This window comes from Nocardiopsis sp. iso_186 (assembly GCF_056173365.1).
In genome coordinates, this window is sequence record NZ_CM149670.1 from 712,361 (window position 1) to 738,971 (window position 26,611).

A 26,611-nucleotide genomic window follows, 5' to 3' on the forward strand; every position below is an offset into this window, starting at 1 on the left:
CGGGAGCGCGTGCGCGGCCGCGGTCGGCCCGTTCGACGCGCACTGCCTGCGAGCAGGGTGCAGTACCGTTGCGACTGCGCATCCCCCCGTCTCTTTTCTCCCCTGCCGCCCGAACTCTTTGGACATGCCCGTGACCTGGCCGGCCGTCTCGGTAGTAACCCCCATCCTCAACGAGGAACGCCACCTCCAAGCCGCTGTTCGCCACGTGCTCAGCCAGGACTATCCCGGTGAGCTGGAGGTCGTCCTCGCGGTCGGTCCCTCCACGGACCGGACCCAGGAGGTCGCCGACGCCCTGGCCGCGGACGATCCGAGGGTCAAAGTCGTTCCCAACCCCACCGGGCGGACCCCAGCGGGACTCAACGCGGCCATCGCGGCCTCCTCCCATGACATCGTCGCGCGTATCGACGGGCACGCCATGATGCCCGCCGACTACCTCCGCGTGGCCGTGGAAACGCTTGAGGAGACCGGTGCCGACAACGTCGGCGGAATCATGGCCGCCGAGGGCGAGACCGACTGGGAACGGGCCGTCGCCGCCGCCATGACGTCCAAAATCGGAGTGGGCAACGCCCGTTTTCACACCGGTGGCCAGGGCGGCCCCGCCGACACCGTCTACCTGGGGGTCTTCCGTCGTTCCGCGCTCGACCGCGTACAGGGCTACGACGAGGCGTTCCTGCGGGCCCAGGACTGGGAGATGAACCACCGCATCCGCGCCACCGGCGGCACGGTGTGGTTCCAGCCCCGTATGCGGGTCTCCTACCGGCCGCGCCCCAGCGTGAAGGCGCTCGCCAAGCAGTACTTCCACTACGGCCGTTGGCGCCGGGTCGTGGCCCGCCAGCACAAGGGCACCATCAACCTGCGCTACCTCGCCCCACCGATCGCCCTCACCGGGGTCGTCGCCGGTCTCGTCGGGGGTTTCCTCTTCTGGCCGGCCTGGCTGGTCCCGGCCGGTTACGCCGTTGCGATCACCGGCGCATCGGTCCTGCTGGGCGCCGGCCTCCCGGTCAAGGCCCGAATGGCCATCCCGGTCGCCCTGGGCACCATGCACATGGCGTGGGGAGCGGGTTTCATCACCAGTCCGCCCGGTTTGGGCAAGGACTCCCGCACGGCGCGCACCCGTACCCAGAACGCCTGACCGGTGACGGCGGCCGGGCCCCGGCGCAGGCCGTCGTCCCGCTTCCCCCGTGCCTTCGAGGCGCGGCCCCGTCCTAGCGGGTGCCGGACGCGACCCCGGTCCTGCCAAGGGCCTCGATGACACCTGGGACGTCGTCCACGACGACGGCGTCCATCCCCGCCGCGGCGAAACGCGCCGCGTCCGCCGGGCCGGGGCACCACGAAAGAACCTGCAATCCGGCACGGTGCGCGAGTTCCACGGTGTACCCGACCGGGCGCGCACCCGGGCGCGGTGCCTCGCCGAGCAGCCCGAAGGACCGGGCGTCGATCGCCACCAGCCGACATCCCAGGCCCGCCGCTCCGGCGACCGCCTGGTCCAGGGGGCCGCGCACGAAGGGCATCCATGCCGTCGCCACTTCCGGGGCGCCCTCATGGACCGCGGTCAGCACTCCCGGGTCGAACGAGCACACCATCACCCTGCGCCGCGCCGCCTCACGGCGCAGGTGGGGCAGGACCAGGGAGGTCGTGCGACGCGCGGGGGCGTCCACCGCGTCCTCCATGACCGTCTTGACGTCCACGTCCAGCCCGATATCGGTGGGGAGCACCTCCAGGATCTCCTCGAAGGTGGCGAGTCCGGCGGCGCGCGCCTCCCGTGCGGGAAGGTTGACGACGGCCCGCCCGTCGTCGAGGGCCGCGTTGTGGTGGACCAGCAGCACGTCGTCGGCGCTGCGCCGTACGTCCACCTCCACCCAGTCGACTCCCGCGGCCACGGCCGCGGTGAAGGATTCCCGGGTGTTCTCCACCGCGCCGGCGACAATTCCGCGGCCGGCACCGCGATGCCCGATGACCTCGGTCGGAGTGAAGATCACGATGCCCCCTCACGCTCGCGCAGCAGCGACTCCGCCACGGCGACGTCACCCGGATGGGTGACCTTGATATTGGACTCCTCGCCGGCGATCAGCCGCACCGGTTCCCGGGGAAGGTAGCGAAGGACCACCCCGCAGTCGTCGGTGGCCACCAGAGCGGGGTCGGCCAGTGCAAGCGCGTAGGCGCTGCGAATGACGTCCAGCCGGAACCCTTGCGGCGTCTGCATGCGGCGCAAGGACGCGCGCGGCGGGACGTGCCGAATGACCTCCGCACCGTCCGGGCCGAACTCCGCCTCCACCACCGTGTCGCTCGACGGCACCGCGACCCCGACCGCGCCGAACCGTCCCAGTGCCTTCACGCACGCTGCGATGGTGGCGGGGGCGACGAGCGGGCGCACGGCGTCGTGCAGGAGCACCAGGTCGGTGCCGGGACGGTCCTGGAGCAACCGCAGAGCCGCCGCAGAGGTGCCGGTGCGGTCGGTCCCGCCCGCAGCGATCCGGGCGACCTTGGTGTAACCGCCGGAGGCCACGATCTGCTCCACCTCGGTGATCCTGTCGGCGACCATCAGCACGACCACCTCGTCAACCTCGGGGGCCGCGCAGAACGCGGCGATGGAGTGCTCGATGATGGTCCGTCCGGCCAGCCGCATCAACTGCTTGGGGCCGGGGGCGCCCATCCGGACGCCCACCCCGCCCGCGAGCACCGCCGCTGTCACCCGCGGTCGCCCGGCCGGCTGCGGACCGGTCGGTCCCACGTGCCCCTCCATGTGCGGGACTCCCTTCTCAGCTGAGAACAACTGTTGACATTAGCGGACCTCGTCCTCGGTCCCACGTGCCCAAAAGCCAACAATTCCCGAACAACCGCCATGCAATGGGCCGGTCGGTCCGCCGTCCCGGTACCCTGATAGGCGCCCGGCGCGGTGACCGGTTGACGAATTGTGAAAAGATCGGTCGCCGAGACCCGCACCCCCAGCGCGCGACGCCGGCTCAAGGCTCGGCTGGTCAACCGGCGACACAGCCGGGTTTCCGAAAAGTCAGCCGTCATGGCGACGCCCTGTTGCGGCGCACGGCCGCTCGTGCTCGATAGCGCGTCGTGGTCGCCCCCCAGACGCACCCGACATGGTCAGGGCACGCGAGAAGAACGCGACCTCGCCGTGGCATGCACGCGGTGCGATCGACTCAATACGACTGCACACCCCGAGGAGGTGGCGGTGGCGTCTAGGGCGCTGGCCGTCTGGCAGAACCGGAAAGTTGTAGGACTCCTGGTTCGCCGTGACCTGAAGGTCAAATACCAGCAATCGATCCTGGGCTACGCCTGGTCGCTTCTGGAACCGCTGGCCATGGCCAGCATCTACTTCTTCGTCTTTGGTGTCCTCTTCGTGCCAGGGGAGGGCAGTGCCCGCTCGGCACCCGGAGGCCCCGACGCACCAGGCGGTTACGCACTCTTCCTGCTGTCGGGGCTGCTTCCCTGGCTCTGGATGAGCGGCGCCCTCACCGACGCGTGCAAGGCGCTCATCACGCACGCCAAACTCATCACGACCATGAAGGTCCCCCGCGAGATCTTCCCGCTCGCCATCGTGCAGACCAAGTTCGTCGAGTACCTGCTCACCTGGCCGATCCTGCTGGTGTTCGTGTTCGTCCTCGGCGGCCAGACCGGCTGGAGCCTGCTGTGGCTTCCGCTGGCCATCGTCCTGCAGTTCGCCATCACCCTCGGTTTCACGCTGCTGCTGTCCTGCATCAACGTGCTGATGCGCGATGTCGAACGGGTCATCCGCATCCTCACCCGGGTGCTGATGTACAGCTCGCCGATCCTCTATCCGCTCTCCATGGTGCTCAACTCGGGACTGCCCGACTGGTTCAAGCTCGTCTACGAGTTGAACCCGCTGGTCGGTATCTTCCAGTTGCATCACGCCGTGTGGTATCCCAGCGAGGCCCCAGGCACACTGTCCCTGTGCACCACCATCGGTGGGGCCTTCCTTATGCTGTTGATCGGGTACCTCACGTTCCGGCGGCTCGAGAGCGCCGTCCTGAAGGAGTTGTAATGGCCCAGCCGGTCATCGAGGCCAAGGGGCTTGGCGTCAAGTTCGCGATGAACCGCCGACGCAAGCGCAGCATCCGCGAGATGTTCATCCACGGCACCAAGCGCGACCCCAACAAGGCCGCCAGCGACTTCTGGGCGCTGCGCAACGTGTCCTTCGAGGTCGCCAAGGGCGACTGCGTGGGCATCGTCGGCAAGAACGGAACCGGTAAGTCCACGCTTCTCAAAATGATCGCGGGCGTGCTGTTGCCGGACGAGGGCACCGTGACCGTGCGCGGCAAGGTCGCCCCGCTCCTGGAACTGCGTGCCGGCTTCAACGACCAGCTCACCGGCCGGGAGAACGTGCACCTGGTGGGGTCGCTGCACGGGATGACCCCCAAGATGTTGGAGGACCGCTTCGAGGAGATCGTCAACTTCGCCGAGATCAAGCCCGGCTTCATCGACACTCCAGTGCGCCACTACTCCAGCGGCATGAAGGTCCGGCTGGGGTTCGCGCTGATCTCCCAGCTCGAACACCCCATCATGCTTGTCGACGAGGTCCTTGCGGTCGGGGACAAATCCTTCCGCGAGAAGTGCTACAAGGCCATCGAGAAGATGCTCGAGAACGAGCGCACCATGGTCCTGGTCTCGCACAACGAGGGCGACCTCAAGCGGTTCTGCAACCGCGGCCTCTACGTCAAGCAGGGCGACCTCGTGCTGGACAGCGACATCACCGAGGCGTTGAACGCCTACAACGTTGACACCAAGGCCGAGATCGCGGCCCGCAAGAAGAAGGACGGCGGCAAGGCCGCCTGAGTCCGCAGCCCACCCCTCTCCTCCGCGCGTCGATACTTGCCAACCGTCCCCCACTGGGAGACGGTTGCGCAGTGGCGCGCGGAGGGGGACACGGTTGGTGACGGAGACCGGTGTACTCACCCTCCGCGGTTTCGCGCCGCTCGCTGGTCCCGTCGCGCGCTGGTCCCGCCGTAGGGGCGTCACACCTGCGGGCGCGGCGCGAATCGGCCTCTTCATCACCGTTGCGGCCGCCGTCTGGTTCACCGCGCCGGGAGTGCGGAGCAGCCTGGTGGGATCCGTCCTGCTCGCTGCTGTGCTGTTCACCGACGCGGTGGGGTTGCGCCTGGCCCGGAGCCGCCCGTGGGATCCACTGACCGCCTGGGCGGTTCCCCTGCTCGCCCAGCTGCGCGAGTGCGTGCTCTGCGTCGGACTGGCCATCGGCGGCGTCGTGGCCGGAATCGCCGACGCCTGGGCCTGGGCCGCGGGAGCTCTCATCGCCCTGGCGCTGCGCGAGGCGGTCCGTACGGCCCGTGCAGCCGCTCTGGCCTCTGGTCCCTCGCGCGAGGTCCGGCAGGCGCCCGGCCGGGTACCGGGGCAGCGTCGGCCCTCGCCCATCGACGCCGTGGATCCGAGCCGGCACGGACGCGTTCCCGCGGACGCCTCGTTCACCGACGAACTCCTGGGCAAACGGGTATCGAACGACGACCGTCCCGGTGCCGAGGGCAATCCGGTGATCCCCATCCGGACCACGCCGCCCACCCGCGGCGAAGGGCTGCGGCCGTTGGCCGCCGGTCCTGACCGTTCCGTCCCGCCGCGGGCACGGGCGGGGATCGCGCCTTCGACCCCACTGGGTCCTCTGCGTGCCCTGGGGCGCTTCGCGCAGTCCGAGCGCTTCTTCCTCATCGCCGTTACGGTAACGATTTGGGACGTTCGCGTGACCTTTATCGCATTGATCGTAGGGTCCGTCCTGGCTGTCGCCGGTGAGCTCGCGGATCCGGTTCGTCCTACCTCTTGAGGCGGATATGACCTCGAAGCCTTTGGTTGCGCCACGGAATTGTGCAGACCTGCGTTTTCTTCGCGATGACGGCCATCTGAGCAGTGGAATCGGTACCCTCGTCCAGGGGGCGCTTCCTCCGCTGCTTCCCGTTTTGGCGGGTTCCCTCGTGCTGGCGGCACTCCTCGTCGCCGGGTTGGGCGACCTCGCCGGGGCCACCCTGTTCGCACCTGCCGCAGCACTCCTGTTGTCCGGAGTTGCCTCCGGGCACCCCCATGACGGACGATTTGATTGGCTGGTGCCCCCCCTCCTGCGCGCAGCGGAGTACCTATATCTCTTCGCGCTGGGCTACGGTGCAGGCGTACCCGGGCCGCTGGTGTTCGCACTCATGACCGTGGTCGTCGTGCATCACGGTTCGGCCGTGCGCAGAGCGACCTGTGGTGTGCGGCCTTCCCGGCGGACCATGCGCGCCATGCTCGGTTGGGACGGGCGGATGCTGCTCATCGCCATGGGCGGGGTCCTGGGCTGGCTCCCCTTCACCTACGGGCTGCTGGCCGGATACCTGGTGGTCCTGCTCGTGTGGGAGTCCGCTACCAGTTGGCTCGACGCCCCCGTTCCCACGGAGGCCGGCGAGCCGCGCAACGAAGCAGGAGGCATTGACGCCTCCGCGATCTGAAAAACGAAGGAAGGCGTCTCCATGCTCGGTATGGTCCTCGCTGCGGGAGCGGGCCGACGGCTCCGCCCCTACACCGACACCCTGCCCAAGGCCCTCGTCCCCGTCGATGGTGAGACCACCATCATGGACATCTCGCTGCACAACCTCGCGGCCTCGGGTCTCACCGACGTCGTCGTCGTGGTCGGCTACCGCTCCGAAGCGGTGGAGCAGCGCAAGGAGGCGCTGGAGCAGCGCCACGGCGTCAGCATCACCCTCGTCCACAACGACAAGGCAGAGGAGTGGAACAACGCCTACTCCCTGTGGACGGCCCGCGACCACTTCGCCGAGGGCGTCCTCCTCGTCAACGGCGACACCGTGCACCCGGTGAGCGTCGAAGAGACGTTGTTCGCCGCACGCGGACCGGAACTGCTCCTCGCGGTGGACAACGTGAAGACGTTGGCCGAAGAGGAGATGAAGGTGACCCTGGACGAGGCCGGCCACGTCGCGCGGATCACCAAACTCATGGACCCGGCCACCGCCGCCGGCGAGTACATCGGGGCCACCCTCATCGAGGGCTCGCTGGCGGGTCGCCTCGCCGACGCTCTGAAGGCCACCTGGGAGCGCGACCCCGACCTGTACTACGAGGACGGCTACCAGGAGCTCGTCAACCGTGGCGGCAAGGTCGCCGTCGCCCCCATCGGCAAGGTGGACTGGGTCGAGGTCGACAACCACGACGACCTCGCCCGCGCGCGGGAGATCGCATGCCGCTACTAGCCCGGATGGTTTCCTCCCCCCTGGCAATCGACGTGCGTCGCGGCGCGATCGCCGACCTCGGGGTGCTGCTGGCGGACCGCCGCATCGCCAACGAGGGCCGCATCGCCGTGGCGGTCGGTCCGGGCCAGGGGGCCCAGATCGCCGCCGACCTCGATCTCCCGCACTGCGAGATCTTCCAGGTCGAGGGCGGCAGCGTCAACGTCGCCAACGAACTGGGCAAGAAACTGCGCGCCGGCGCGTTCGAGGCGGTGGCGGGGATCGGCGGCGGCAAGACCATCGACGTCGCCAAGTTCGCCGCCTCCATGGCCGGGATCCCCATGGTGGCCGTGGCCACCAACCTCTCCCACGACGGCATCGCCTCACCGGTCAGTTCGCTGGAGCACGAGAGCGGAAAGGGCTCCTACGGCGTCGTCATGCCCATCGCGGTCATCGTCAACGTCAACTACGTGCGTGCGGCGCCCCCGCGCCTGGTCCGCTCCGGTATCGGTGACGTGGTCAGCAACCTCTCGGCCATCGCCGACTGGGAACTGGCCGGACGCGAGCAGGGCGAGCCGGTGGACGGCATGGCCGTCACCTTCGCCCGGGTCGCGGCCGAGGCCATCCTGCACCGCCCCGACTCCATCGAGTCCCAGGAGTTCCTCACCGTCCTGGCGGAGGCACTGGTGCTCTCGGGTATGGCGATGTCGGTCGCCGGGTCGAGCCGGCCCGCCAGTGGCGCCTGCCATGAGATCCTGCACGCCATCGACCAGCTCTACCCCGGCACCAGCAACCACGGCGAGCTCGCCGGTCTGGGCGCGCTGTTCGCCACCTTCCTGTGCACCACCCGCCTGGACGAAGGCCACCAGCGTTTCGCCGACGTGCGCGCCTGCCTGCTGCGCCACGACCTCCCCACCACCCCCGCTGACGTCGGTCTGGGAGAGGAGGACTTCGCGCGCGCGATCGCCTTGGCACCCGCCACCCGCCCGGGACGCTTCACGGTCCTGGAGCACCTCAACCTGACCGAAGACGAGATCGCCCGGAGCGTCCGTGACTATGTCCAAGCCCTCAGTCGCTGAGGTCCGCTCCGGCGGCCAGCCGGAAGGGATCAAGGAGCGCGTCAACGAGGAGCACTGGGCCGGTCGGCTCTACATGCGCGACCTCTCGCCCTACCTGAGCACCGTCTTCGTGCGCATGGGTGTTCCGCCGAACCCCATCACCTACCTGATGATGGCGTTCGGCGTCCTGGCCGGGGTCGCCCTGGCCTTCGGTGGCCTGTGGTCGGCGATCCTCGCCGCCGTGCTGATCCAGATCTACCTGCTGCTCGACTGCTCTGACGGCGAGGTGGCCCGTTACACCGGGCGCACCAGCGTCGCGGGCATCTACCTGGACCGTATCGGTCACTACCTGTCCGAGATCGCGCTGCTCATCGGGCTTGGCATCCGTGCCCAGGGCGGGTTCGAGGCGGGGATCTGGGTCATCGCCGGCATGGCTGCCGCCATTGGTGCCGCGCTGATCAAGGTCGAGACCGACAACGTGGTGGTGGCCCGCGCCAAGGCCGGACTTCCGGAGAAGATCGCCGACTCCGCGATGCAACCGCGTTCGGCCGGACTGGGCCTGGCCCGCAAGATCGCCTCCGCGCTGCTCTTCCACCGCGTGATCCAGGCCGTCGAACTGTCGCTGCTGGTGGTGGTCGTGGCCGTCGTGGACCAGTTCCGCGGCGACCTGCTCGCCACCCAGGTGCTGGTCGTGGTGTGTGTCGCCGTGGCGGCCCTGCAGACGGTGCTGCACCTGGTCAGCGTGCTCGCTTCGCGCCGACTGCACTAGAACGCGCCGATGTGCCCGCAAAAGCCGAAAGTCAATCCTCGATTTATTCGATCGTTACCCGCTGTGTGCGAGCGTAGACTCCCTCTATCTCGCTACCCTTGGCCATCCAACTCGACGAACGGTTGCAGATGAGCAGTTCTGTCCCCTCGAGCGCCCCTCGGCAGACCGACGAGTCCGTCGTGGCGGGAGTGTCCATCCAGGACGCCGCAGAGGTTTCGCATCCGGTCGCAGGAGAACAGGCCGGTTCGGGGGATCGTGAAGGTGTGCAGCGGTTGAAGATCTCGGTGATCCTGCTGACCATGGGAAATCGCCCGGCGGAGTTGCGCCGGGCGATCCAGAGCGTCTTCGAGCAGGAGGACGTTGACACCGAGGTCATCGTCGTCGGCAACGGCTCGGACCTCCCCGAACTCGGAGAGGGCGTTGTCACGCTGCGCCTGCCCGAGAACATCGGAATCCCGGCGGGGCGCAACGAGGGCGTCAAGATCAGTACCGGCGACATCGTGGTCTTCCTCGACGACGACGGCTGGTACCGATCGCGTGATCTCGCCCGTCACGTGCACGACCGTTTCGCCGCCGACCCCGAGCTGGGGGCGCTGTCGTTCCGTATCGCCGACCCCGACGGCGGGCCCGACCAGCGCAGGCACGTCCCCCGGCTGCGCGTGGGCGACCCCCGGCGTTCCAGCAGGGTCACCACCTTCCTGGGCGGCGCCTCAGCGGTTCGACGCACCGCCTTCGACATGGGCGGGGGGCTGCCCGGAGCGTTCTTCTACGCCCATGAGGAGACCGACCTCGCCTGGCGCATCCTCGATGCCGGTTTCCACATCGAGTACGACGCCGAAGCGGTCATGTACCACCCTGCGGTCGCCCCCACCCGGCACGCAGACTTCTACCGCCTCAACGCCCGCAACCGGGTATGGCTGGCACGGCGCAACCTCCCCTGGCCGCTGGCACTGGCCTACCTGGGCACGTGGGTGGGGATGACGGTGCTGCGCGAGCGTTCCCGCCCCGCGCTGCGCTCCTGGTTCTCAGGGTTCGGCGAGGGCTGGCGCAGCGATGCCGGACCCCGTACCCCCATTCGATGGTCAACCGCCTGGCGCATGACCAAGGACGGCCGGCCCCCCGTCATCTGATCCGGCTCGGCTCCTCGACGCCTCAAAGCTCGGCGACGATCTCGTCGTATTCCAAGCGGGGAGCCGTGCCTGCCAGGCGTTGGGGCCGGGGCGGCCGATGTTCACCACGACCAGGTTCCGCAGCCGTTTGTCGGGATGGAACTCCGCGTCCACGCCGGCAAAATCGGAGCCGGTCATCGGGCCTGCGGCCAGACCTGCGGCCCGTACTTCACCAGCTCGTAGATCGCGCGCACCTGCCCGTCGGTGACCGGTTCACCGGTGAACGTCTTGGCGCTGTGGGCTTCACCGAACAGCGGGTCCTGGGCTTCTCCGGCGAGTTCCAGGGGGGGCGGGGTGGAACACGACCACCTCATCGGACGGGAAAGCGAAATCTTCTGCTTCCCGATTCACAAATCGCTGTCCGAGGCGGTGATTCCGGCCCCGCGGCGTGGCCCCCGCCATTGTTGTGTCCCCGCCTGCTGTGGCAACCCGGGAACCTCCGGGCCTTCGGGCTCGCCCGCCGACTCGCCGCGTTCCCGGCGCACGAACACCTGGGGCTGCGTCGGACGTTCGCACCCCGCCCACTCCTCCAGCGTCCGCACGAACGCCTCGGCCTGCACCGGCCAGTGGAACCGGTCCCGCGCGATCGTGTGCCCGGTACGGGCGTAGTCGCCGCGCAGTCGGGCGTCCTTGCGAAGCCGCAACACCGCCTCGACCGCGGCATCCGCGTCGTTGAACGGAACCACGATCCCGCACTCGCCCTGCGGCTGGTCCGTCACCAGTGCCGCGGCCGCGGGATTGGGCGAAGTCACCACGGGCAGGCCGTGCGCCATGTACTCCACGACCTTCGTCGGCAGGGAGTGGCGGTAATTGGGGGTGTCGTGCAGCAGGGACAGTCCCGCCAACGCGCCCCCGACCAACCGCAGCGCCTGGTCGTTGGGGACGAACCCGTACCAGCGGATCGCATCCTCCAGCTGCGCCTGACGCAGCATCGGCCTGACCTCGGCGTCGGCCGCGCCGATCACCTCCACCGAAACCCCGTGCGGGCGCAGCCGCCGCCCCAGCTCGACCAGCTCGGCCGCGCCGCGCGCCATGGAAAGCTGCCCCAGGTAGACGACCCGATCGGCACCTGGCTCGCGTCCGGGCTGCCCCGGCACGTAGGTCGTGTTGGGTACCACCGGGTGCTCACCGCGGAACCGCCCCCGGTAGCCCTCCTCGGCCAACAGCAGCCGCATCCTGCGCTCCGCCCGGCGTTCGAAACCGCGCACCACCGGCCCCAGTGGTTGACGCAGCCAGCGCGGTACCCATGGTTTCGTCAGCAGGGCAGCGGCCGGGTCCTCGTGCACGTCCCACACCGTCACCGGTCGGTTCGACGGCAGGGCGAGCAGGAGCTCCGGATCATGGAAGAGCAGGACGTCGGCCTCCGGGGTGTGTTCGGCCAGCACCCGCCGCGCCGCGCGCAGCGCGGCCAACCGCCGCCGCCCGGCCGCCCTGGGCACGTCCACCGCGACCAGCTCCGGCCAGGGCGTCACACCCCGAGCCCGAAACGGAGCGACGTAGGTGACCGTGTGTCCCGCGTCCAGCAGCGCCCTGATCTGGCGGTGCAGAATGCGGGCGTCCTCCGGGTGGTGCACCACCGTTGCCACGAGCACGTGCATATCCGTCGCCTGCCTCTCTGCCAGCCCGTCGTGCGGCCCCACGCTAAGGAATGGGGGAAACAGCCGGTGAAAAGCAGGGTTACGGGGGGGCGTTGGCTGAGTGAACCTCGGACCGGTCCACCGCGAGGGGCCCACCACGACCATCCGTTGTGGTGGGCCCCTCCCGGCAGGCACTGCTCAGGTCACAGGACCTGGATGCCCTCGCGCGCGATCGGCGTCGTGATCCGGTGGTCCAGCTGCGCGTCCGGTCCCAGCCGGCGCAGCACGCCCCGGGTGTCCAGGAGCAGCTTGGCGTTCCGGGTCAACAGCTCCGCCGAGTACTCGGAGTGGTCGGTGAGCAAAATGGTGAGATCGGCCTCGGCCAACGCCCGCTCCAGGTCCTCGGTGCGGGGCACCGCTGCACCGTTCACCGTCCACTCCGCGACCCGGGGGTCGTGGTAGCTCACCGTGGCGCCCTTGCCGGCGAGCTTGGCCGCCACCGGGCGCGCCGGCGACTCGCGCTGGTCGGCGATATCGGCCTTGTAGGTCACGCCCAGGAGCAGCACCGTGGAGCGCGACAGCGCGAGACCGGCGTCGTTGAGCATCTCCTGGGCCCGCTGCAACACGTAGGAGGGCATCCGCGCGTTGATCTCCTGCGCGAGCTCGACGAACCGGAACGGGTACCCCAGCGTCTTGACCTTGTAGGACAGGTAGTTCGGGTCGATCGGGATGCAGTGCCCGCCCACCCCGGGGCCGGGATAGAACGCCTGGAAGCCGAACGGCTTGGTCCCCGCGCACGCGATCGCGTCCCACAGGTTGACCCCGAGCTCCTGGCAGAAGATCGCCATCTCGTTGACCAGCGCGATGTTGACGTGCCGGTAGGTGTTCTCCAGCAGCTTGGCCATCTCGGCCTCGCGCGTCCCGTGCGCCTGGACCACCGTCTGCACGAACTTGCCGTAGAAGGCGCCGGCGGCGGCGCCGCAGCTTTCGGTGTGCCCCCCGACGACCTTGGGGGTGTTGGCCACACCGTAGACCGGGTTGCCCGGGTCGATACGCTCCGGTGAGAACGCCAGGGAGAAGTCCTCACCGGCCACCAGGCCCGACTGCTCCAGGATCGGTCGCACGATCTCGTCGGTGGTGCCCGGGTAGGTGGTCGACTCCAGGACCACGAGCGTGCCGGGCTTCAGCTCCGCGCGGATCGCCTCGGCGGCGGCGGTGACCGCGCCAAGGTCCGGTCCGCCCTCCGCCGACAACGGCGTGGGAACGCAGATCACGATCGTCTGGGTCGATCCCAGAACGGTCGGGTCGGACGTGGCCTGGAAGCCCGCGGCGCGCATGACGGCGATGTCGGCCTCGGAGAGGTCGTTGACGTGCGACCGGCCGGCGTTCAACCCCTCGATCACCCGTGGGCTCACGTCGAGTCCGGTGACCTTCAAACCGACCTTGCTGGCCTCGTGCGCCAGAGGCAGCCCCACGTAACCGAGGCCGATGACGACCAGATCTGATGGTGCGGTCGAGACGCCCACAGTTCTCTCCCTTGTGGTGAATTCGCGATTGCCGGAGAGGTCGAAACGGCAATTCAGTGAACTAGACGTCTGAGGTTAGTTCTGCGTTGCCGGTGTCCAGGAGGTATGGCCTGGTTCGGACAATCCACGATTGACCGTGGTGTACACATCGATGTAGATGTATGCGGCCGCACGCCATGTGCGATGCGCGCCCACACTCTCACGTGCTGCTAAGCCGTACGCCTCTCGTACATCAGGACTGTAAAACAGTCTTTCCAGGCAATTCGACAGGGTTTCCGAGTCGCCTGCGGGAATTAACTCTCCCGTCACTCCGGGTTTCACAATTTCACTGAGCGCCAAAAGATCACTTGCGACGACAGGAAGCCCACTCGCCATCGCCTCCACCGGTTTCAACGGCGTCACCAAGCGGCACACCCGGTCGTCCCGGCGGGGGACGGCGAACACGTCCAACGCCGCGTGGTGGACCCGAACCTGCTCGGCCGGGACCCGGCCCGGGAAGTGCGCGTATCCGTTTAGCCCCGCTGCCGCGGCCCGCTCGCGCAGCGCACCCAACTCCGGGCCGTCCCCCACCACCAGGGCATGTGCGGGCACCCCGCGCTTGCGCAGCAGCGCGGTGGCGTCCACCAGCGACTCCAGTCCCTCGTAGCCGTAGCAACTGGTCGTCGTGCCCACCACGAAGTCGTCGGGCCCGATACCCAGCTCCCGTCGCAGGTCCGCCCCATCGGGGAGCGGGGCCAGGAACGCCTCGTCCACTGCGTTGGCCACGACGGCCACCTTGGCCGGATCGATCCCACGGGACACGATCTCGGCGCGCATGGCCTCGCCCAGCGTCACCACCGTGTCGGCTTCACGCATGCAGGCGGTCTCGCGTTCCCGCTCCGCCACGAAGAACGCGTCGTCGGGGCTGCGCGAGGGGTCCCGGGACAGCCACGACTCCTCCAGGAACCCCCGCACCTCGTAGATCACCGGCAGACCGAATCTGCGGCCCAACTCCAAGGCCAGCCGCGCGTTGCGGTAGTCGCTCGCCGCGTGCAGCACCCCCGGGCGCAACCGCCGCACCAAGGGCTCCGCCAGCCGCAGACCGGCGGCCAGCGCCTCGGCGTCGTCGGCCGGGGCCCGCCACGGCAACAGCCGATGGTAGGGGATCCCGTCCACCTCCACCGTGGTCCGCGCGTCCAGCACCCCCTTGGTGAGAGGAAAACCCACCCGCGTGACCACGTGCGGATCCAGCCCGGCCGCGCGCTGGCCCAGCACGATCCGGTGCGTGCGCTGGGTGTAACCCGCGTTCGTGTGCGGTAGGGCATTGCTGACGATATGCAGTACCCGAGCGTTCACCGGTTGGTAGCTCGGAGTTCTCCGCACCCGGTCTACGCTGGCGTTGACCCACCGGCTAGGTGTTTGGACAGGAATGGTCCGTCCTGTCCGGACGCTCAACCGGTGCGCCAGCGCGGCGCGGCGCGGCCCCTCCGGGAGCCGGGCCAACAGGAGGTCCGCCAGACCGGGGCGCTCCACCGCGATCGCGAAGGCGGTCAGGCGCGCCAGCCGGCGAGGCCCGGCCGACTCCGCGGCGTCGCGCACCACGGCCTCGGCATCGGTGCGGCGGCCCGCGTCCCACAGGGCGTAGGCCCTGGGCAGCGGTCCCAGCCCCGAACCGGTACGGCGCGCACCGCGCCGCATCGGCCCGGGGAGCAGCCGCAGGGCCAGGAGCGGCAGCCGGGCGGGTTCGTCCCGCAGGTGGCGCAGGGTCAGGGACGCGGTGAAGGTGGCCGCTTTCACGATGTCGTACACGGTCCGGAATGAAAGCACCCGATGATGACCACCCGGTGACGCACAAGCGTCGTGCACGGGACGGTCGGATTCACTTCCTGAGAGGCGAGATCCCGCATGTCCAACGAGGTCGTGCATATCGTCGGCGCCCGCCCGAACTTCGTCAAAGCCGCCCCCGTGGTGGCCGCACTGCGGGAGAGGGGTGTGCGCCAGGCAGTGGTGCACACCGGTCAGCACTACGACGACCGCATGTCGGCGGTGTTCTTCCGCGAACTGGGTCTGCCACGGCCCGACGTTGACCTCGGAGTGGGCTCGGGATCGCACGCCGAGCAGACGGCAGCACTGCTGGTAGGGCTGGAAGCGGAGTTCATCTCCCGTTCACCCGCCTTCGTCATCGTCTACGGCGACGTCAACTCCACGCTCGCCGCGGCCCTGGTCGCCGCCAAGCTGCACATCCCGGTCGCCCACGTGGAGGCGGGACTGCGCTCGTTCGACATGACCATGCCCGAGGAGGTCAACCGCCGGGTCACCGACCAGCTGAGCGACCTCGCCTTCGCAACCAGCCCCGAAGCGGTCGGCCACCTGGTCAACGAGGGCGTGGCGGTCGACCGGGTGCATCTCGTGGGCAACCCGATGATCGACACCCTGCTGGGCAACCTCGACCGCTTCGACACCGCGGCCCTGCGCGAGAGCCTGGGGCTGCCCGACGTCTACGCCGCGGCGACCCTGCACCGCCCCGCCAACGTTGACGACCCCGCGATCGTCGCGCGCCTGGTGGCGCGCCTGCACGAGGTCGCCGACGGGGTTGACGTGGTCATGCCGGTCCACCCGCGCGGCCAGGCGGCGTTCGAGGCGGCCGGCCTGGCCGACCACCCGCGCGTACGCCTGCTGCCCCCTCTGGGCTACCTGGACTTCGTCACCCTGGTCCGCGGTTCCACCGCCGTCATCACCGACTCCGGCGGCGTCCAGGAGGAGACCACCATCCTGGGGGTGCCCTGCCTCACGCTGCGCCCCAACACCGAGCGGCCCATCACCATCACCCACGGGACCAACCGGCTGGTGACCGACACCGAACTCCCCGGTCTCATGGCCAAGATCCTCGCCGGGGACCGCCCCAACGGGGCGGTCAACTCGATCCCGCCGCTGTGGGACGGCCGCGCCGGCGAGCGCATCGCCGCGGTCATGGTGGGCGAACTGGACCGCCGTGGCTGAGCCGGACGCGCGCCGAGGCGGCGCGGTTTTCGCGACACTCGCAGGAGAAGCACCCCCGGTTGTGGACACCACCCCCGTCCGGAGCACGAGGATGGACCGGCCAGGGCCGGACCGTATCTCTCAGTGGCACGTGAAAGGAGGTTCGGCGCCAGCACCCCGCCGCTGCGGGCGGGACGCGCGCCGACAACGCTATGAAACGACGTGACCAGAGCCAGACCGAGCAGCTGCGCAAGGCACTCGCCGACCGGGAGGCACAGCTCCACGAGGCCCAGACCCGACTCGCCGCACTGGAGGGGTTGACTTCGCTCCAGGTGGGGCGGGCGCTCACCGGGGCCGCCAAGCGGCCCGCGCGCGGGCTCGTCCGGCTGCCCCGCGAGCTCTACCGTCTGTGGCGCGGCAGCACCCGGACCAACCAGATCGGTGCGCGTCGCCGTCGGACCGCAGAACCGTCGCGGTCCTACGACGCCGAGCGCCAGGAGGCGCGGCTGCTCTCGGGAACGCCCGGCACTCACGACAGCCGCATCGTGGTCGCCGGAGTGCTCTCGCCCGAAGCACGCGCGGCCATCGAGCCCTACGCGCGCATCGTCCCGCTCCGCCCGCACGACGCCCAGGTCGTCTTCGACTCCGTGGACGTCAACCTCGTACTGGTCACGGCTTCCGCAGCCGAGCCGGGAACCGCGTGGGCGCACATAGGAGACCCGGCCGCGGCCGACCGCACCCGCGCGCTGCGCTGGGTGATCGATGCGGCCGCCTCCCGAGGGGTTCCCTCGGTCCTGGTCCAGGACGCGCCGGCTCCGCCCGCGCTCGCCACACTCGGGTTCGACCACGTCCACGACGACGACCTCGGCGTGCCGCTGCACCGTTTCAACCCGGTTGCGGCCGAGCCCGAACGCGTGCCCACGCCCGTGCACGTGCCCTCCGCGGGCCGTCCCGTCCCGCTGCCGCCGGCGCTCGCCGAGCAGGACCTCACCCGCGCGACGGTGCGCTGGGACGGTCTGCCCGAGACGCTGCGTACGGCCTCCACGGCAGTCGTCGGCACCGCGTGGCTGGCCGATCGCGCACTGGCGTGCGGAGCGCGCGCCCTGCTTGTGGGAGCCCGCCCCGAATCCGGTCTGCCCGAACAGGCGACCCGAACGGGGGCCACCCCACAGGACCTGGCCGGCGTGGTCGCCGACGGACCGCTCACCCCGGGCGAGACCCGCCGGGCACTGCGCGCGATCTTCCTGGCAAGGGCCACGCCGGTACGCCTGGCCGAGATCCTCGGCCAGGTGCACCTGGCACCCGGCTCCGGAGCCGACACCCTGCCGTTGACCGGACGTGCGGTGGCCGTGCTGGCCGCCCCCGCCGACGACATCGCCTCGCTGGCCTTCGCCGACGACGTGCTCCGCCAACTGCATGCACCCACCGAGGTCGTGGTGCCCGAGGCGTGCACGGAGTTCGCCGGGGTCAAGCGGTTGCAGGCCCGCGGTCTGACCGTGCGGACCGTGGCCGACGCGACCGTGGGCCGCTCCCGTGCGGACTGGGCCCGGCTCGCCGAAACGGCCACCACTCCGTGGGTGGCACTGTGGACCGGACCGGTCGGCGAGGCGTTCCTCGCTGACGCGCTGTGCGCGGCAGAATGCTCTGGAGCCGACGCCGTGGGCCCGGCGGTCACCCCCGGAGGAGCGGTCGAGGACGGGGCGCGCCCCGACGACCTCGATTGGGCGGTCGCCGGACAGGAGTACGTGTTCGTCAGCGAGATCAGACCCGACGTCGCCCGGCGTGAACTGGTGCGCAAGGCCCTGCACCCCGGGGTGTGGAACCGCCACGGCGCCAGACTGCTGGCCCTTGGTCGGCTGCGCAGTGCAGGCCGCGACAACGAACCCGACCACGCCCACGCGGCCTGAGCGGGCTAGAGAGCAGGGGGTAGGGGCACACGCCCCTAGCCCCGGAGCGCCCCGGGGGTAGGGGGAGGTTTTCTGCCCCCACTCACAATCAGATCAGATTTCGCCAGGCCCGCACGGCGGGACAACTCCTCTTGTGGAGAACCCGCCGCCCCGACCCTCTCGAAGGTCGGCAGGCCAGTACCGGCCCCGTGGGCCGCCCCGACCGGGGAGGGCACACACGGGAAAGACCGAAGGGAACCACGTGAGTATCCGCGCACTCGTCTACGGCGATGTCAACCTCAACATCATCGACGGGTCGGCCATCTGGGCGCAGTCCATGACCCAGGCCCTGGCCGCGGCCGGATGTGACACCACGCTGCTGCTCAAGTCCCCGGTCAGGACCGACCGCCTGGTCGCGCCCCTGGTGGGGCTGCCCGACGTCACGGTGCGCCGCCCCTACGAGGAATCGCTGGCCCGCGACCTCGGCCCGCGGGGGCTCACCCCCGAACAGGCGATCGAACTGATCACCACCCTGGACGGCCGGCAGCGCTTCGACCTGATCGTGGTGCGCGGCAAGCGCCTGGCCTCGGTCGCAGCCCACACCGACGCCCTCAAGGGCCGGCTGTGGACCTACCTGACCGACGTCCCCCAAAACGTCCCCGACCTCTCGGTCACGGCCGTCACCGAGCTGACCGATATCGCCCTGGCCTCCCGGTTCCTGCTCTGCCAGACCGAGGAGCTGCGCGGTTTCCTCGAATCGGCGGTTCCCGCTGCCTGTGGCAAGAGCGTGCTGTTCCCGCCGACCGTGGTCGTGCCCGACGGGCTCACCGCCTCAGGGACCGCGCACGCCCCGCTCAAGCTCGTCTACACCGGCAAGTTCGCCCAGGCGTGGAACACCCTGGAGATGACCGAGCTGCCCGCCGCCCTCGCAGCCCGTGGCATCCCCGCCGAACTGCACATGATCGGCGACAAGATCCACCGCGATTCGCCCGAGTGGGCCAAGCAGATGGGCAAAGCGCTGGAGAACACGCCCGGGGTGGTGTGGCACGGCGGGCGCCCGCGCGCCGAAGCCCTGGAGTTGTCGGCCCAGTGCGACATCGGGTTGTCCTGGCGCGCCCCCGAACTCGACGCCAGCCTGGAGCTGTCCACCAAGGTGCTGGAACTGGGAGCCTTGGGGCTGCCCGTCGTCCTCAACCGGACCCCCATGCACGAGTCGTTGCTGGGCGCCGACTACCCCCTCTTCGCAGACGGGGACCTCGACGCCGTCGCCGACACGATCGCCCTGGCCGCGGACCCCGACACCTACCGCACGGCCGCGCGACGCTGCGCGGAGGCCTCGGCCCGCTTCACCCTGGACCGCGCGGCCGAGCGACTGCGCTCCTACCTGGGCCTTGCCTTCCCGCCCCGGCCCGAGGGCACCGACGCCGCGCTTCCGTTGAAAGTGGTCATCGCCGGCCACGACCTCAAGTTCTTCACCCGCCTCGCCGACCACCTGATCTCCCTGCCCGGCCTGGAGGTCCGGCTCGACGAATGGGAGGGACTGCGCACCCACGACCAGTACCGCAGCCGAGAGCTCGCGGCCTGGGCCGACGTGGTGATCTGCGAGTGGTGCGGACCCAACGCGCTGTTCTACGCCCAGCACAAGCGCCCCGGGCAGCGACTGCTCGTCCGGCTGCACCGGTTCGAGCTGTACGCGGAGTGGCCGCGCAAGCTCGACATCGACAAGGTCAACGCGATCATCTGTGTCAGCCCCTACTACGCCGACCTCACCCGCGAGCTCGCTGGCTGGCCCGCGGACAAGGTGGTGGTGGTCCCCAACTGGGTGGACGTGGAGCAGTTGGCGCGTCCCAAACTGCCCGGAGCCGAGTACACCCTGGGGATGATCGGGATCGCCCCCTCCCGCAAGCGCCTCGACCGGGGGCTGGACGTGCTCGCCGAACTGCGCAAGCGCGACCCCCGCTACACGCTGGCGATCAAGACCAAGCAGCCGTGGGATTACTGGTGGATCTGGAACCGGCCCGAGGAGCGTGACTACTACGAGCGCGCCTACCGTCGGATCCAGCGCTCGGAGGCCCTTTCCGAAGGTGTGGTGTTCGACCCGTTCGGCCCCGATGTCGCCGTTTGGCTGCGCAGGGTCGGGTTCATGCTCTCCACCAGTGATGACGAGAGTTTCCACCTGGCGCCCGCCGAGTGCGCCGCGTCCGGCGGGGTCCCCGTGGTGCTGGGCTGGCCGGGCGCGGACACCATCTACTCGCGCCGTTGGGTGCACGAGAGCACCGAGGCGATGGCCGACGCCGTACACGCGATCGTCACCGAGGGCCGGTTCGACGCGGCCAGGGACGCGGCCCGTGCCGAGATCACCGAGAACTACTCGCTGCGCGGGGTGAGCCATGCGTGGACCCGCCTGATCGTCGCGGGCGAGCACCCCGAGCCGGTGCGCCTGGCGAACGTGGGCGGCGCGCTCACCCAGCCCTGACCCCAAAGCCCCGGCCGATGCGGCCCGCGCGTCGTACCGACGCGCGGGCCGCGTGCGTTGGGTGGGGCTTCGGTCCGTCCACGGTGGTTCGGCGGCCGTTCGGGGCCAGCTGGACAACAAGTGCCGTGTGCCTTGAGGGCCCGTGCGGGCCCGGGGCGCGCTGGGCCCGCCGCCCTGTTGCGCGCCCTTCGGCTCTCGCCCGGCCAGGTCGGGCGGGGCGGCTCCGTAGCGGCCGGCGAGCGTGTCGGATCGCGCAGCGACGCCGTTGTGGTGTTCGGGCCGGTTGATGCCGTGCCCGAGGGTGTGACGCCGCCGGTGGCCGATCGCGCAGAACTCCGGTGGCGGTCCACCCGGGTCCGCGGCGACGGCCGGTAACGGTACGGGCCGTGCCCACTGCTCATCGGCCGGGTCGAACCGTCCAGTCGCCGCCAGGGCGGCCACGAGGTCCCCGGGACCCAGGTTCTTCCTGGCCGATGAACCCTCTACCGGAGACCTCGCCGCTCAGCGGGAACGACGCCCCGTCACGCAGCGGACCTGGGAACAGGTCCTAGCCGCAGACGTCCTCCGTCGCTTCGGCGGTCTTGCCCTCGACCGACGAGGGGAGCGCGCCGCCCCCGCCCTTGATGCCGTCCCAGTCGGCTGCGATGACCAGCTGTACCGTCGTTGAACCGGCCAGCAGCGGGTTCTCCTCGACGATGGCGGTCTTGAGTTCCGCGGCGACCGACTTGGCGTGGCTCTCCTGGCCGGAACCGTAGTAGACGGTGGTCTTCGCGGGGACCGTTCCCTCGGCGGGATTGCCGGTCCCGGTGATCTGGAAGCCCTTGGCGCCCAGGGCGTCGGCGACCTCGCTGCCGCGTCCGTTGACGCCGCTGCCGTTGAGGACCTCGACCGCGACCTGTTCGGCGGGGACCGCGCTCACCGAGTCGTCCGCGGCGCTGTCGTCCTTCTCTTCCTTCTCCTTGTCGTCGTCCTTCTCCGCGATCTCGGTGTCGTTGGCGATCGCCTGGAAGAGACGGTCGGCGTCGGGCTGGGTCCAGGCGACCCGGTTGGGGTCGGCGGGGTCCTGGCCGTTGGGAACGGTCACGAACTGGATGTTGCCCATGTCAACCTCGCGCATGGAGATGGCGATGTCGGTCATCTTGTCCAGGGTGAGCTCGTCATCGGTGGTGATGGAGTCGGTGACGGAGCCGAGGAAACCGTAGATACTGGCGGGACTGCTCATGATCTCGCCGCTGGTGACCTTGCGCAGCATCGCGCCGAGGAAGTCCTGCTGGCGATCGATGCGGCTGAGGTCGCTGCCGTCGCCCTGGCCGTAGCGCGAGCGCATGTAGCCCAGGGACTGCTCACCGTCGAGGACCTGCTTGCCGGCCTCCAGGACCAGGTGGGCCTTGTCGTCGTCCACCGCGCTGGGGATGCACATCTCCACGCCGCCGATCGAGTCCACCATGCCCTTGAAGCCGGTGAAGTCGAGGCTGATGAAGTGGTCGATGTGGATACCGGTGGTCTGCTCGACTGCCTTCCACTGGCACTGCACGCCGCCGAAGGTCATCGCGGAGTTGACCATCCCGTACTGCGCGGCCATCCCGGGCTTGTCGCCGTTGGCCTCGCAGGCCGGCAGGTTCACCATGGAGTCGCGGGGCAGGTTGATCAGGGTCGCGCCGTCCTGGTTGGGCGAGATGTGCGCGATGATCAGCGAGTCCGGGCGCTCGCCCTCGGCCTTGCCGTAGTCGCCGTTGTCGCCGCTGCGGACGTCGGAACCGATGATCATGATGTTGAGCGCGCCCTCGACCTTGCCGGGGCGGTCGCCGAAGGCATCGGTGTCGATGTTCTCCTGGCTGATGTTGCCGTAGATGTCGTAGTAGGCGCCGTAGGCGGTCAGGCTACTGCCGATGACGAGGGCTGTCGTGGCTACGGCCACCCATCCGCCGGCGGTGAGTCCACGCTGCGCAGCCCGGGCTCTGGAGGATCGGCGGGAGGAAGATCGTGTCGGCATCGAACACCAAAGGGGGTAGGCGTCAGGTCAGTGACTTGAGAGGGGAGCCGGAGGGGAACCGGCGGCCGACAACGGCCGTGACACGCTCCATGCCCAGTCGCGATTGCAGGCTAGCCGAATCGAGGTCTGGGGTGAGCACGACCGCCGCCGCACCGGCCAGCACGGCGGAAAAGCGGGACAGATCGGGGCCAAGCGCCAAAAGGGGGTCTGTCGTGGAAGCGATGATAGCCACTCGGTCAACTGCTGTCAGCTCCCACTCCTCGGCTCGGATGCGGGCCGCCTGTGCGATCTCGGCACCGGTGAAACGTGCCGCGCCGTGTTCCAGGGCGCTTCCGGCGGGATCCACCGGGCCGGCGAAGAACTGGTCGCCGTACCCCCGGACCTCGACCGAGTAGTCAACTGCCGCGGGCGGGCAGTCGGCCAGCGGCAACCCCAGCGGGTGCAGGGACGATCCGACGACCTCACGCGCCCCGGTCGCCAGTGCTGCCTCCAGCCGGGCGGCGTCGGCGACGACGATGTCGGCCTCGGGGACGGTCCCCGGCTCGGCCGCGACCACGGTCAGCCCGGTTGACCAGCAGGCCAGTACCCAGGCGAGACTCTGCCAGTGCAGGGGCAACGCGATCGCCACCCGGTCGCCGGGTTCGGCGGCCAGTCCGTCCACCAGCATGTTCGCGGTCTTGGACACCCAGTTGTCGAAGGTGGCGTAGGACAGCTCCACCCGACCGCCGGTCGCCTCGTCGTAGGCGGTGATGAACGGGCGCGCGGAGTCCGCGGCCTTTGCGGTGCGCCACAACTCCAGCGGGGTCTGAGCTGACACGGCTGCCTTCCTGCCAGGTGGTGGAGAAGAGGGATTCGGCCACATGTTACCGACCCTGCGTCGTGGACCGGTTCTCCGCTCGGCCCGCTGGACCCGAGGTAACGGGCGTCGAGTGGCACAGCCCTCCCTGTTTCGGTCACCTCGTGCGATCGCGGTGGCATCTCCGCGCCACACGCGGGGCGTCCAACTGACATCGTTACCCCATGCGCCTGACTCCTGGACGCCTCCTCTCCCGCGTCACCCTCGCCCCCGTCGTCGCGCTCTGTGCATGGCTGTCAGTGGCGTTCCCGCTGCTCCTGCTGGGTGTCTTCACCCCCGTCACCGGACTGGTACTGGGGCTGCCCGCGGTCGTGGCGGCGCTGGCGCTGGCACCCAGGCTCGTCCCGGAACCCGAATCCGACGACACCCCCTGGTGGCCCGTAGTCCTGGTCCTGGTGATCGTCGTCGCGTTCGCCGTGGTGCAGATCGTCTACCACTCCGAACAGTTCGTGATCAGACGCGACGCGGCGTCCTACGCGCAGTACACGGCGTGGATCGCCCAGAACGGGTTCCTGCCGATCCCGCAGCACCGCGAGCTCATCGCGGGCGACTACCCCGGCCTCAGCTACAACAGCCTCGCCTATTACCAGGTGGACGACGTCGTGTGGCCGCAGTTCCTGGCCGGGGCCCCACTGGTCTACGCGCTCGGCTACTGGGCGGGCGGTCTCAACGGCATGGTGGTCGTCCCCCCGATCATCGGGGCGCTGGGCGTGCTCACGCTGGCCGGCCTGACCGCCCGTCTCGTGGGCGCCCGGTGGGCGCCGTTGGCCGCGCTCCTGCTCGCCGTGACCCTGCCCCAGCAGTGGGTCAGCCGCTCCACCTACTCCGAGCCCGTCGCCCAGGTCCTGCTGTTCGGCGCGCTCGTCCTCGCCTACGAGGCCCTGGCCCGCCGCACCCCGGCGCGCGGGCGTTGGGGTTCCCCCCATGCGCTCGCCCTGGCGGCGGGGCTGGCCTTCGGGCTCGCGCTGCTCGTCCGCATCGACGGGATACGCGACATCCTGCCGGTGATCGGTTTCCTGGGTCTTCTCCTGCTCGCCCGCCGGGGACAGGCCCTGCCCATGGCGATCGGCCTTGCCGTGGGAGCGGGGTACGGACTCGTCGCCGGGTTCGTCCTGTCCCGTCCCTACCTGGAGTACCTGTCGGCGTCGCTCGACCCGCTCCTGCTCCTCGCAGGGGGTGTCATCGCGCTGACCGTCCTGGCCACGATCGTGCTGTGGCGTAGAGGGGTGCCCCGATTCGACCGTCCGGGATGGCTGCCCACCGGCCTCGCGGTGGCGGTCATCGTGGTCATGACCGGTTTCGCGGTGCGCCCGCTGCTGTTCACCCAGCGCGGGCACGGCGACGACGCCACGGGCCTCTACATCGGCCAGGTCCAGGAGATCGAGGGGCTGCTCGTGGACCCCCACCGCACCTATGAGGAAATGAGCCTGTACTGGGTGGGGTGGTACGTCGGCCTGGCCGCGGTCCTGCTCGCCACCCTGGGGGTCGCCCTGCTGCTGCGCCGGGTCGCCATGCGCGGGCAACCGCAGTGGGTTCTACCGCTCATGGTGTTGCTCTGGACGGTGGCCACGACGCTCGCGCGTCCGGCCATCACTCCGGACCACCCCTGGGCCAGCCGCCGCCTGATCGTCCTGGTGATCCCCGCGTTCATCCTGTTCGCCGTGTGGTTCCTGTCCTGGGCGACGCGCTACCTGCGCGAGCACCCCGCGCGGGTGCCGGAGTGGGCGGTCAGCGGTGTCGCGGCGGTGGGCGCGATCGCGCTTCTCGTGCCCACCGCCGTCACCGCCGGCGGGATCATGACCTACCGGACGGACGTGGGCTCGGTCGCCGCCACCGAGCGGACCTGCGCCGCCATCGGCCCCGATTCCAGCGTGGTCATCGTCAACCCCTCGACCGCCAGCAAGTTCATGCAGCTCATCAGGGGAATGTGCGGGGTGCCCACCGCTCACCTCAACGATCCCGACCCCGTGTCCGTGCGCGAGGTCGTCGAGCAGATCCATTCCAGGAACCGGACCGCTGTGCTCGCCGCGGCCGGCCCGGAACTCATCGAGCCCTACCTTCCGGCGGGGACGGTGCCCACCCACCCCTTCGACGTGCACACGGAGCAGGACCCCAGCACCCTCATGGAGCCGCCCACGGGCGCCTGGGCGTTCAACGGCGACGTCTGGGTCGCCGTCCTGCCCGTGCCGGAGTCATGACGCAGTACCGCCATCATCGCTATCCTTTGCCTACCGTGAGCGAAATCAGCCCTGAACCCGACGCCGACCCCTACGTCACGATCGTGCTGCCCTGCTACAACGAGCAGGACCACGTGGTGGCCGAGGTCGAGCGGATCTGCGCGGCGATGGACACCAGCGGCTACCCCTACGAGCTGCTGGCCGTTGACGACGCCTCCACCGATGCCACCCTGGCCAGACTCCAGGGGGTCGAGCACCTGTTCCCCCGCATGCGCATCATCCCGTTCCGCACCAACGGCGGTTCCGGGACCGTGCGGCGGATCGGGACCCAGCGGGCGCGTGGCGAGATCGTGGTGTGGACCGACGCCGACATGTCCTACCCCAACGAGCGCATCCCCGAGTTCGTCTCGATCCTGGAGAAGGACGAAGAGGTTGACCAGGTAGTAGGTGCGCGCCACCAGGAAATGGGCAGCCACAAGTTCCTGCGGGTGCCCACCAAGTGGCTGATCCGCAAGATCGCCGAGCGCCTCAGCAACACCAAGATCCCCGACCTCAACTCAGGGCTCCGGGCGTTTCGTCGTGAGGTCTCGCTGCCCTACCTGCGGCTGCTGCCGCCGGGGTTCTCCTGCGTCACCACGATCACCTTGGCCTTCCTGTCCAACCAGCACCACGTCCACTACGAGCCGATCACCTACGCCAAGCGGGCCGGCACGTCCAAGTTCCACTTCGTGCACGACGCCTACCGCTACATCCTCCAGGTGCTGCGAATGGTCATGTACTTCAACCCGTTGAAGGTGCTGATGCCGCCCGCGCTGTGGTTGATCGGCATCGGCGCGGTCAAGGTCGTCTACGACGTCGTCACCGACCCCGTCTACATCCGCAACAACACGATCATGCTGCTCATGACCGGATTCATGGTCGCGTCGATGGCGCTGCTGGCCGACCTGATCGTCCGCTCCCGCAACGGCGTCTGACGAGG

Annotated in this window: 22 protein-coding genes and 1 pseudogene; 14 read left to right on the forward strand and 9 right to left on the reverse strand. The window is 69.6% G+C overall.

Features of this window, described 5'->3' with window-relative positions:
• Window positions 1-130 precede the first annotated feature (130 nt).
• On the forward strand, window positions 131-1,132 hold the full coding sequence (locus AC0VYP_RS03285) for a glycosyltransferase family 2 protein (RefSeq protein WP_285761269.1): 1,002 nt from the start codon (window positions 131-133) through the stop codon (window positions 1,130-1,132).
• A gap of 73 nt (window positions 1,133-1,205) precedes the next feature.
• Here the strand turns inward: AC0VYP_RS03285 and AC0VYP_RS03290 are convergent, their stop codons facing one another.
• Both AC0VYP_RS03290 and AC0VYP_RS03295 read right to left on the reverse strand, forming a co-directional pair.
• The gene (locus AC0VYP_RS03290; protein ID WP_475472410.1) at window positions 1,206-1,979 is read right to left on the reverse strand and encodes a glycerophosphodiester phosphodiesterase; all 774 of its coding nucleotides are present in this window, start codon (window positions 1,977-1,979) and stop codon (window positions 1,206-1,208) included.
• The gene (locus AC0VYP_RS03295; RefSeq protein WP_285761152.1) at window positions 1,976-2,743 is read right to left on the reverse strand and encodes an IspD/TarI family cytidylyltransferase; all 768 of its coding nucleotides are present in this window, start codon (window positions 2,741-2,743) and stop codon (window positions 1,976-1,978) included. Before AC0VYP_RS03295 ends, AC0VYP_RS03290 begins: the two co-directional genes overlap by 4 nt.
• A gap of 444 nt (window positions 2,744-3,187) precedes the next feature.
• Between AC0VYP_RS03295 and AC0VYP_RS03300 the strand changes: the two genes are divergently transcribed.
• The 8 genes from AC0VYP_RS03300 (at window position 3,188) to AC0VYP_RS03335 (ending at window position 10,144) form a co-directional block, all read left to right on the forward strand.
• Window positions 3,188-4,018: an ABC transporter permease gene (locus AC0VYP_RS03300; RefSeq protein WP_285761153.1), complete on the forward strand. Its 831-nt coding sequence runs from the start codon at window positions 3,188-3,190 to the stop codon at window positions 4,016-4,018.
• Window positions 4,018-4,809 (forward strand): ABC transporter ATP-binding protein, encoded by a 792-nt coding sequence (locus tag AC0VYP_RS03305; RefSeq protein WP_475472412.1) that lies wholly within the window; start codon window positions 4,018-4,020, stop codon window positions 4,807-4,809. The genes AC0VYP_RS03300 and AC0VYP_RS03305 overlap by 1 nt, the downstream gene beginning before the upstream one ends.
• 97 nt (window positions 4,810-4,906) lie before the next feature.
• A complete protein-coding gene (locus tag AC0VYP_RS03310; RefSeq protein ID WP_475472414.1) occupies window positions 4,907-5,803 on the forward strand; it encodes a hypothetical protein in 897 nt (298 codons plus the stop codon).
• A 7-nt stretch (window positions 5,804-5,810) separates the two neighbouring features.
• Window positions 5,811-6,458 (forward strand): DUF5941 domain-containing protein, encoded by a 648-nt coding sequence (locus AC0VYP_RS03315; protein WP_285761156.1) that lies wholly within the window; start codon window positions 5,811-5,813, stop codon window positions 6,456-6,458.
• Window positions 6,459-6,479: 21 nt separating this feature from the next.
• A complete protein-coding gene (locus AC0VYP_RS03320; protein ID WP_285761157.1) occupies window positions 6,480-7,211 on the forward strand; it encodes a phosphocholine cytidylyltransferase family protein in 732 nt (243 codons plus the stop codon).
• Window positions 7,212-7,216: 5 nt separating this feature from the next.
• A complete protein-coding gene (locus AC0VYP_RS03325) occupies window positions 7,217-8,266 on the forward strand; it encodes an iron-containing alcohol dehydrogenase family protein (protein WP_475474148.1) in 1,050 nt (349 codons plus the stop codon).
• Window positions 8,244-9,014 (forward strand): CDP-alcohol phosphatidyltransferase family protein, encoded by a 771-nt coding sequence (locus tag AC0VYP_RS03330; protein ID WP_285761159.1) that lies wholly within the window; start codon window positions 8,244-8,246, stop codon window positions 9,012-9,014. The genes AC0VYP_RS03325 and AC0VYP_RS03330 overlap by 23 nt, the downstream gene beginning before the upstream one ends.
• Window positions 9,015-9,313: 299 nt before the next feature.
• Window positions 9,314-10,144 (forward strand): glycosyltransferase family 2 protein, encoded by an 831-nt coding sequence (locus AC0VYP_RS03335; RefSeq protein WP_285761270.1) that lies wholly within the window; start codon window positions 9,314-9,316, stop codon window positions 10,142-10,144.
• A gap of 22 nt (window positions 10,145-10,166) precedes the next feature.
• On the opposite strand, the pseudogene AC0VYP_RS03340 reads toward AC0VYP_RS03335, so the two are convergent.
• The 5 genes and pseudogenes from AC0VYP_RS03340 to AC0VYP_RS03360 form a co-directional block, all read right to left on the reverse strand.
• Window positions 10,167-10,351, reverse strand: a pseudogene (locus AC0VYP_RS03340) (malonic semialdehyde reductase); the annotation flags it as partial.
• Window positions 10,318-10,497, reverse strand: coding sequence for a hypothetical protein (locus AC0VYP_RS03345; protein ID WP_475472416.1), 180 nt, complete (start codon window positions 10,495-10,497; stop codon window positions 10,318-10,320). The pseudogene AC0VYP_RS03340 and the gene AC0VYP_RS03345, both read right to left, overlap by 34 nt.
• Before the next feature lie 33 nt (window positions 10,498-10,530).
• On the reverse strand, window positions 10,531-11,781 hold the full coding sequence (locus AC0VYP_RS03350; protein ID WP_475472418.1) for a glycosyltransferase family 4 protein: 1,251 nt from the start codon (window positions 11,779-11,781) through the stop codon (window positions 10,531-10,533).
• Between the two features lie 182 nt (window positions 11,782-11,963).
• Entirely contained in the window at window positions 11,964-13,286 is a 1,323-nt protein-coding gene (locus AC0VYP_RS03355; protein ID WP_475472420.1) for a nucleotide sugar dehydrogenase, read from the reverse strand.
• A gap of 75 nt (window positions 13,287-13,361) precedes the next feature.
• Window positions 13,362-15,092 carry a glycosyltransferase family 4 protein gene (locus AC0VYP_RS03360; RefSeq protein WP_475472422.1) on the reverse strand — a complete coding sequence of 577 codons (1,731 nt, stop codon included), beginning with the start codon at window positions 15,090-15,092 and terminating at the stop codon, window positions 13,362-13,364.
• 78 nt (window positions 15,093-15,170) lie between these two features.
• On the opposite strand from AC0VYP_RS03360, the gene wecB reads away from it, so the two are divergent.
• From wecB to AC0VYP_RS03375, 3 genes are all read left to right on the forward strand, one after another.
• Window positions 15,171-16,265, forward strand: a complete 1,095-nt coding sequence (gene wecB / locus AC0VYP_RS03365; protein ID WP_475472423.1) for a non-hydrolyzing UDP-N-acetylglucosamine 2-epimerase — start codon at window positions 15,171-15,173, stop codon at window positions 16,263-16,265.
• A gap of 191 nt (window positions 16,266-16,456) precedes the next feature.
• Complete coding sequence (locus tag AC0VYP_RS03370) at window positions 16,457-18,151, forward strand: hypothetical protein (RefSeq protein WP_475472424.1); 1,695 nt, start codon at window positions 16,457-16,459, stop codon at window positions 18,149-18,151.
• Window positions 18,152-18,467: 316 nt separating this feature from the next.
• Complete coding sequence (locus tag AC0VYP_RS03375; protein WP_475474150.1) at window positions 18,468-20,606, forward strand: glycosyltransferase family protein; 2,139 nt, start codon at window positions 18,468-18,470, stop codon at window positions 20,604-20,606.
• A gap of 547 nt (window positions 20,607-21,153) precedes the next feature.
• On the opposite strand, the gene AC0VYP_RS03380 is transcribed toward AC0VYP_RS03375, so the two are convergent.
• Window positions 21,154-22,599 carry an LCP family protein gene (locus AC0VYP_RS03380; RefSeq protein ID WP_475472425.1) on the reverse strand — a complete coding sequence of 482 codons (1,446 nt, stop codon included), beginning with the start codon at window positions 22,597-22,599 and terminating at the stop codon, window positions 21,154-21,156.
• 22 nt (window positions 22,600-22,621) lie between these two features.
• Window positions 22,622-23,416: a TIGR03089 family protein gene (locus AC0VYP_RS03385; RefSeq protein WP_475472426.1), complete on the reverse strand. Its 795-nt coding sequence runs from the start codon at window positions 23,414-23,416 to the stop codon at window positions 22,622-22,624.
• A 203-nt stretch (window positions 23,417-23,619) separates the two neighbouring features.
• Between AC0VYP_RS03385 and AC0VYP_RS03390 the strand changes: the two genes are divergently transcribed.
• Window positions 23,620-25,653 (forward strand): hypothetical protein, encoded by a 2,034-nt coding sequence (locus AC0VYP_RS03390; protein ID WP_475472428.1) that lies wholly within the window; start codon window positions 23,620-23,622, stop codon window positions 25,651-25,653.
• Window positions 25,650-26,606: a glycosyltransferase family 2 protein gene (locus AC0VYP_RS03395; protein WP_432707511.1), complete on the forward strand. Its 957-nt coding sequence runs from the start codon at window positions 25,650-25,652 to the stop codon at window positions 26,604-26,606. The genes AC0VYP_RS03390 and AC0VYP_RS03395 overlap by 4 nt, the downstream gene beginning before the upstream one ends.
• Window positions 26,607-26,611 lie beyond the last annotated feature (5 nt).

Excerpts from the sequence above, each read along its gene's own strand:
- AC0VYP_RS03320 (WP_285761157.1), top strand. The coding sequence starts at position 6,480 with ATGCTCGGTATGGTCCTCGCTGCGGGAGCGGGCCGACGGCTCCGCCCC.
- AC0VYP_RS03350 (WP_475472418.1), bottom strand. The coding sequence starts at position 11,781 with ATGCACGTGCTCGTGGCAACGGTGGTGCACCACCCGGAGGACGCCCGC.
- AC0VYP_RS03295 (WP_285761152.1), bottom strand. The coding sequence starts at position 2,743 with ATGGAGGGGCACGTGGGACCGACCGGTCCGCAGCCGGCCGGGCGACCG.
- AC0VYP_RS03380 (WP_475472425.1), bottom strand. The coding sequence starts at position 22,599 with ATGCCGACACGATCTTCCTCCCGCCGATCCTCCAGAGCCCGGGCTGCG.
- AC0VYP_RS03370 (WP_475472424.1), top strand. The coding sequence starts at position 16,457 with ATGAAACGACGTGACCAGAGCCAGACCGAGCAGCTGCGCAAGGCACTC.
- AC0VYP_RS03305 (WP_475472412.1), top strand. The coding sequence starts at position 4,018 with ATGGCCCAGCCGGTCATCGAGGCCAAGGGGCTTGGCGTCAAGTTCGCG.
- wecB (WP_475472423.1), top strand. The coding sequence starts at position 15,171 with ATGTCCAACGAGGTCGTGCATATCGTCGGCGCCCGCCCGAACTTCGTC.
- AC0VYP_RS03375 (WP_475474150.1), top strand. The coding sequence starts at position 18,468 with ATGACCCAGGCCCTGGCCGCGGCCGGATGTGACACCACGCTGCTGCTC.
- AC0VYP_RS03325 (WP_475474148.1), top strand. The coding sequence starts at position 7,217 with ATGGTTTCCTCCCCCCTGGCAATCGACGTGCGTCGCGGCGCGATCGCC.
- AC0VYP_RS03315 (WP_285761156.1), top strand. The coding sequence starts at position 5,811 with ATGACCTCGAAGCCTTTGGTTGCGCCACGGAATTGTGCAGACCTGCGT.
- AC0VYP_RS03395 (WP_432707511.1), top strand. The coding sequence starts at position 25,650 with ATGACGCAGTACCGCCATCATCGCTATCCTTTGCCTACCGTGAGCGAA.
- AC0VYP_RS03390 (WP_475472428.1), top strand. The coding sequence starts at position 23,620 with ATGCGCCTGACTCCTGGACGCCTCCTCTCCCGCGTCACCCTCGCCCCC.
- AC0VYP_RS03345 (WP_475472416.1), bottom strand. The coding sequence starts at position 10,497 with ATGAGGTGGTCGTGTTCCACCCCGCCCCCCCTGGAACTCGCCGGAGAA.
- AC0VYP_RS03335 (WP_285761270.1), top strand. The coding sequence starts at position 9,314 with ATGGGAAATCGCCCGGCGGAGTTGCGCCGGGCGATCCAGAGCGTCTTC.
- AC0VYP_RS03330 (WP_285761159.1), top strand. The coding sequence starts at position 8,244 with ATGTCCAAGCCCTCAGTCGCTGAGGTCCGCTCCGGCGGCCAGCCGGAA.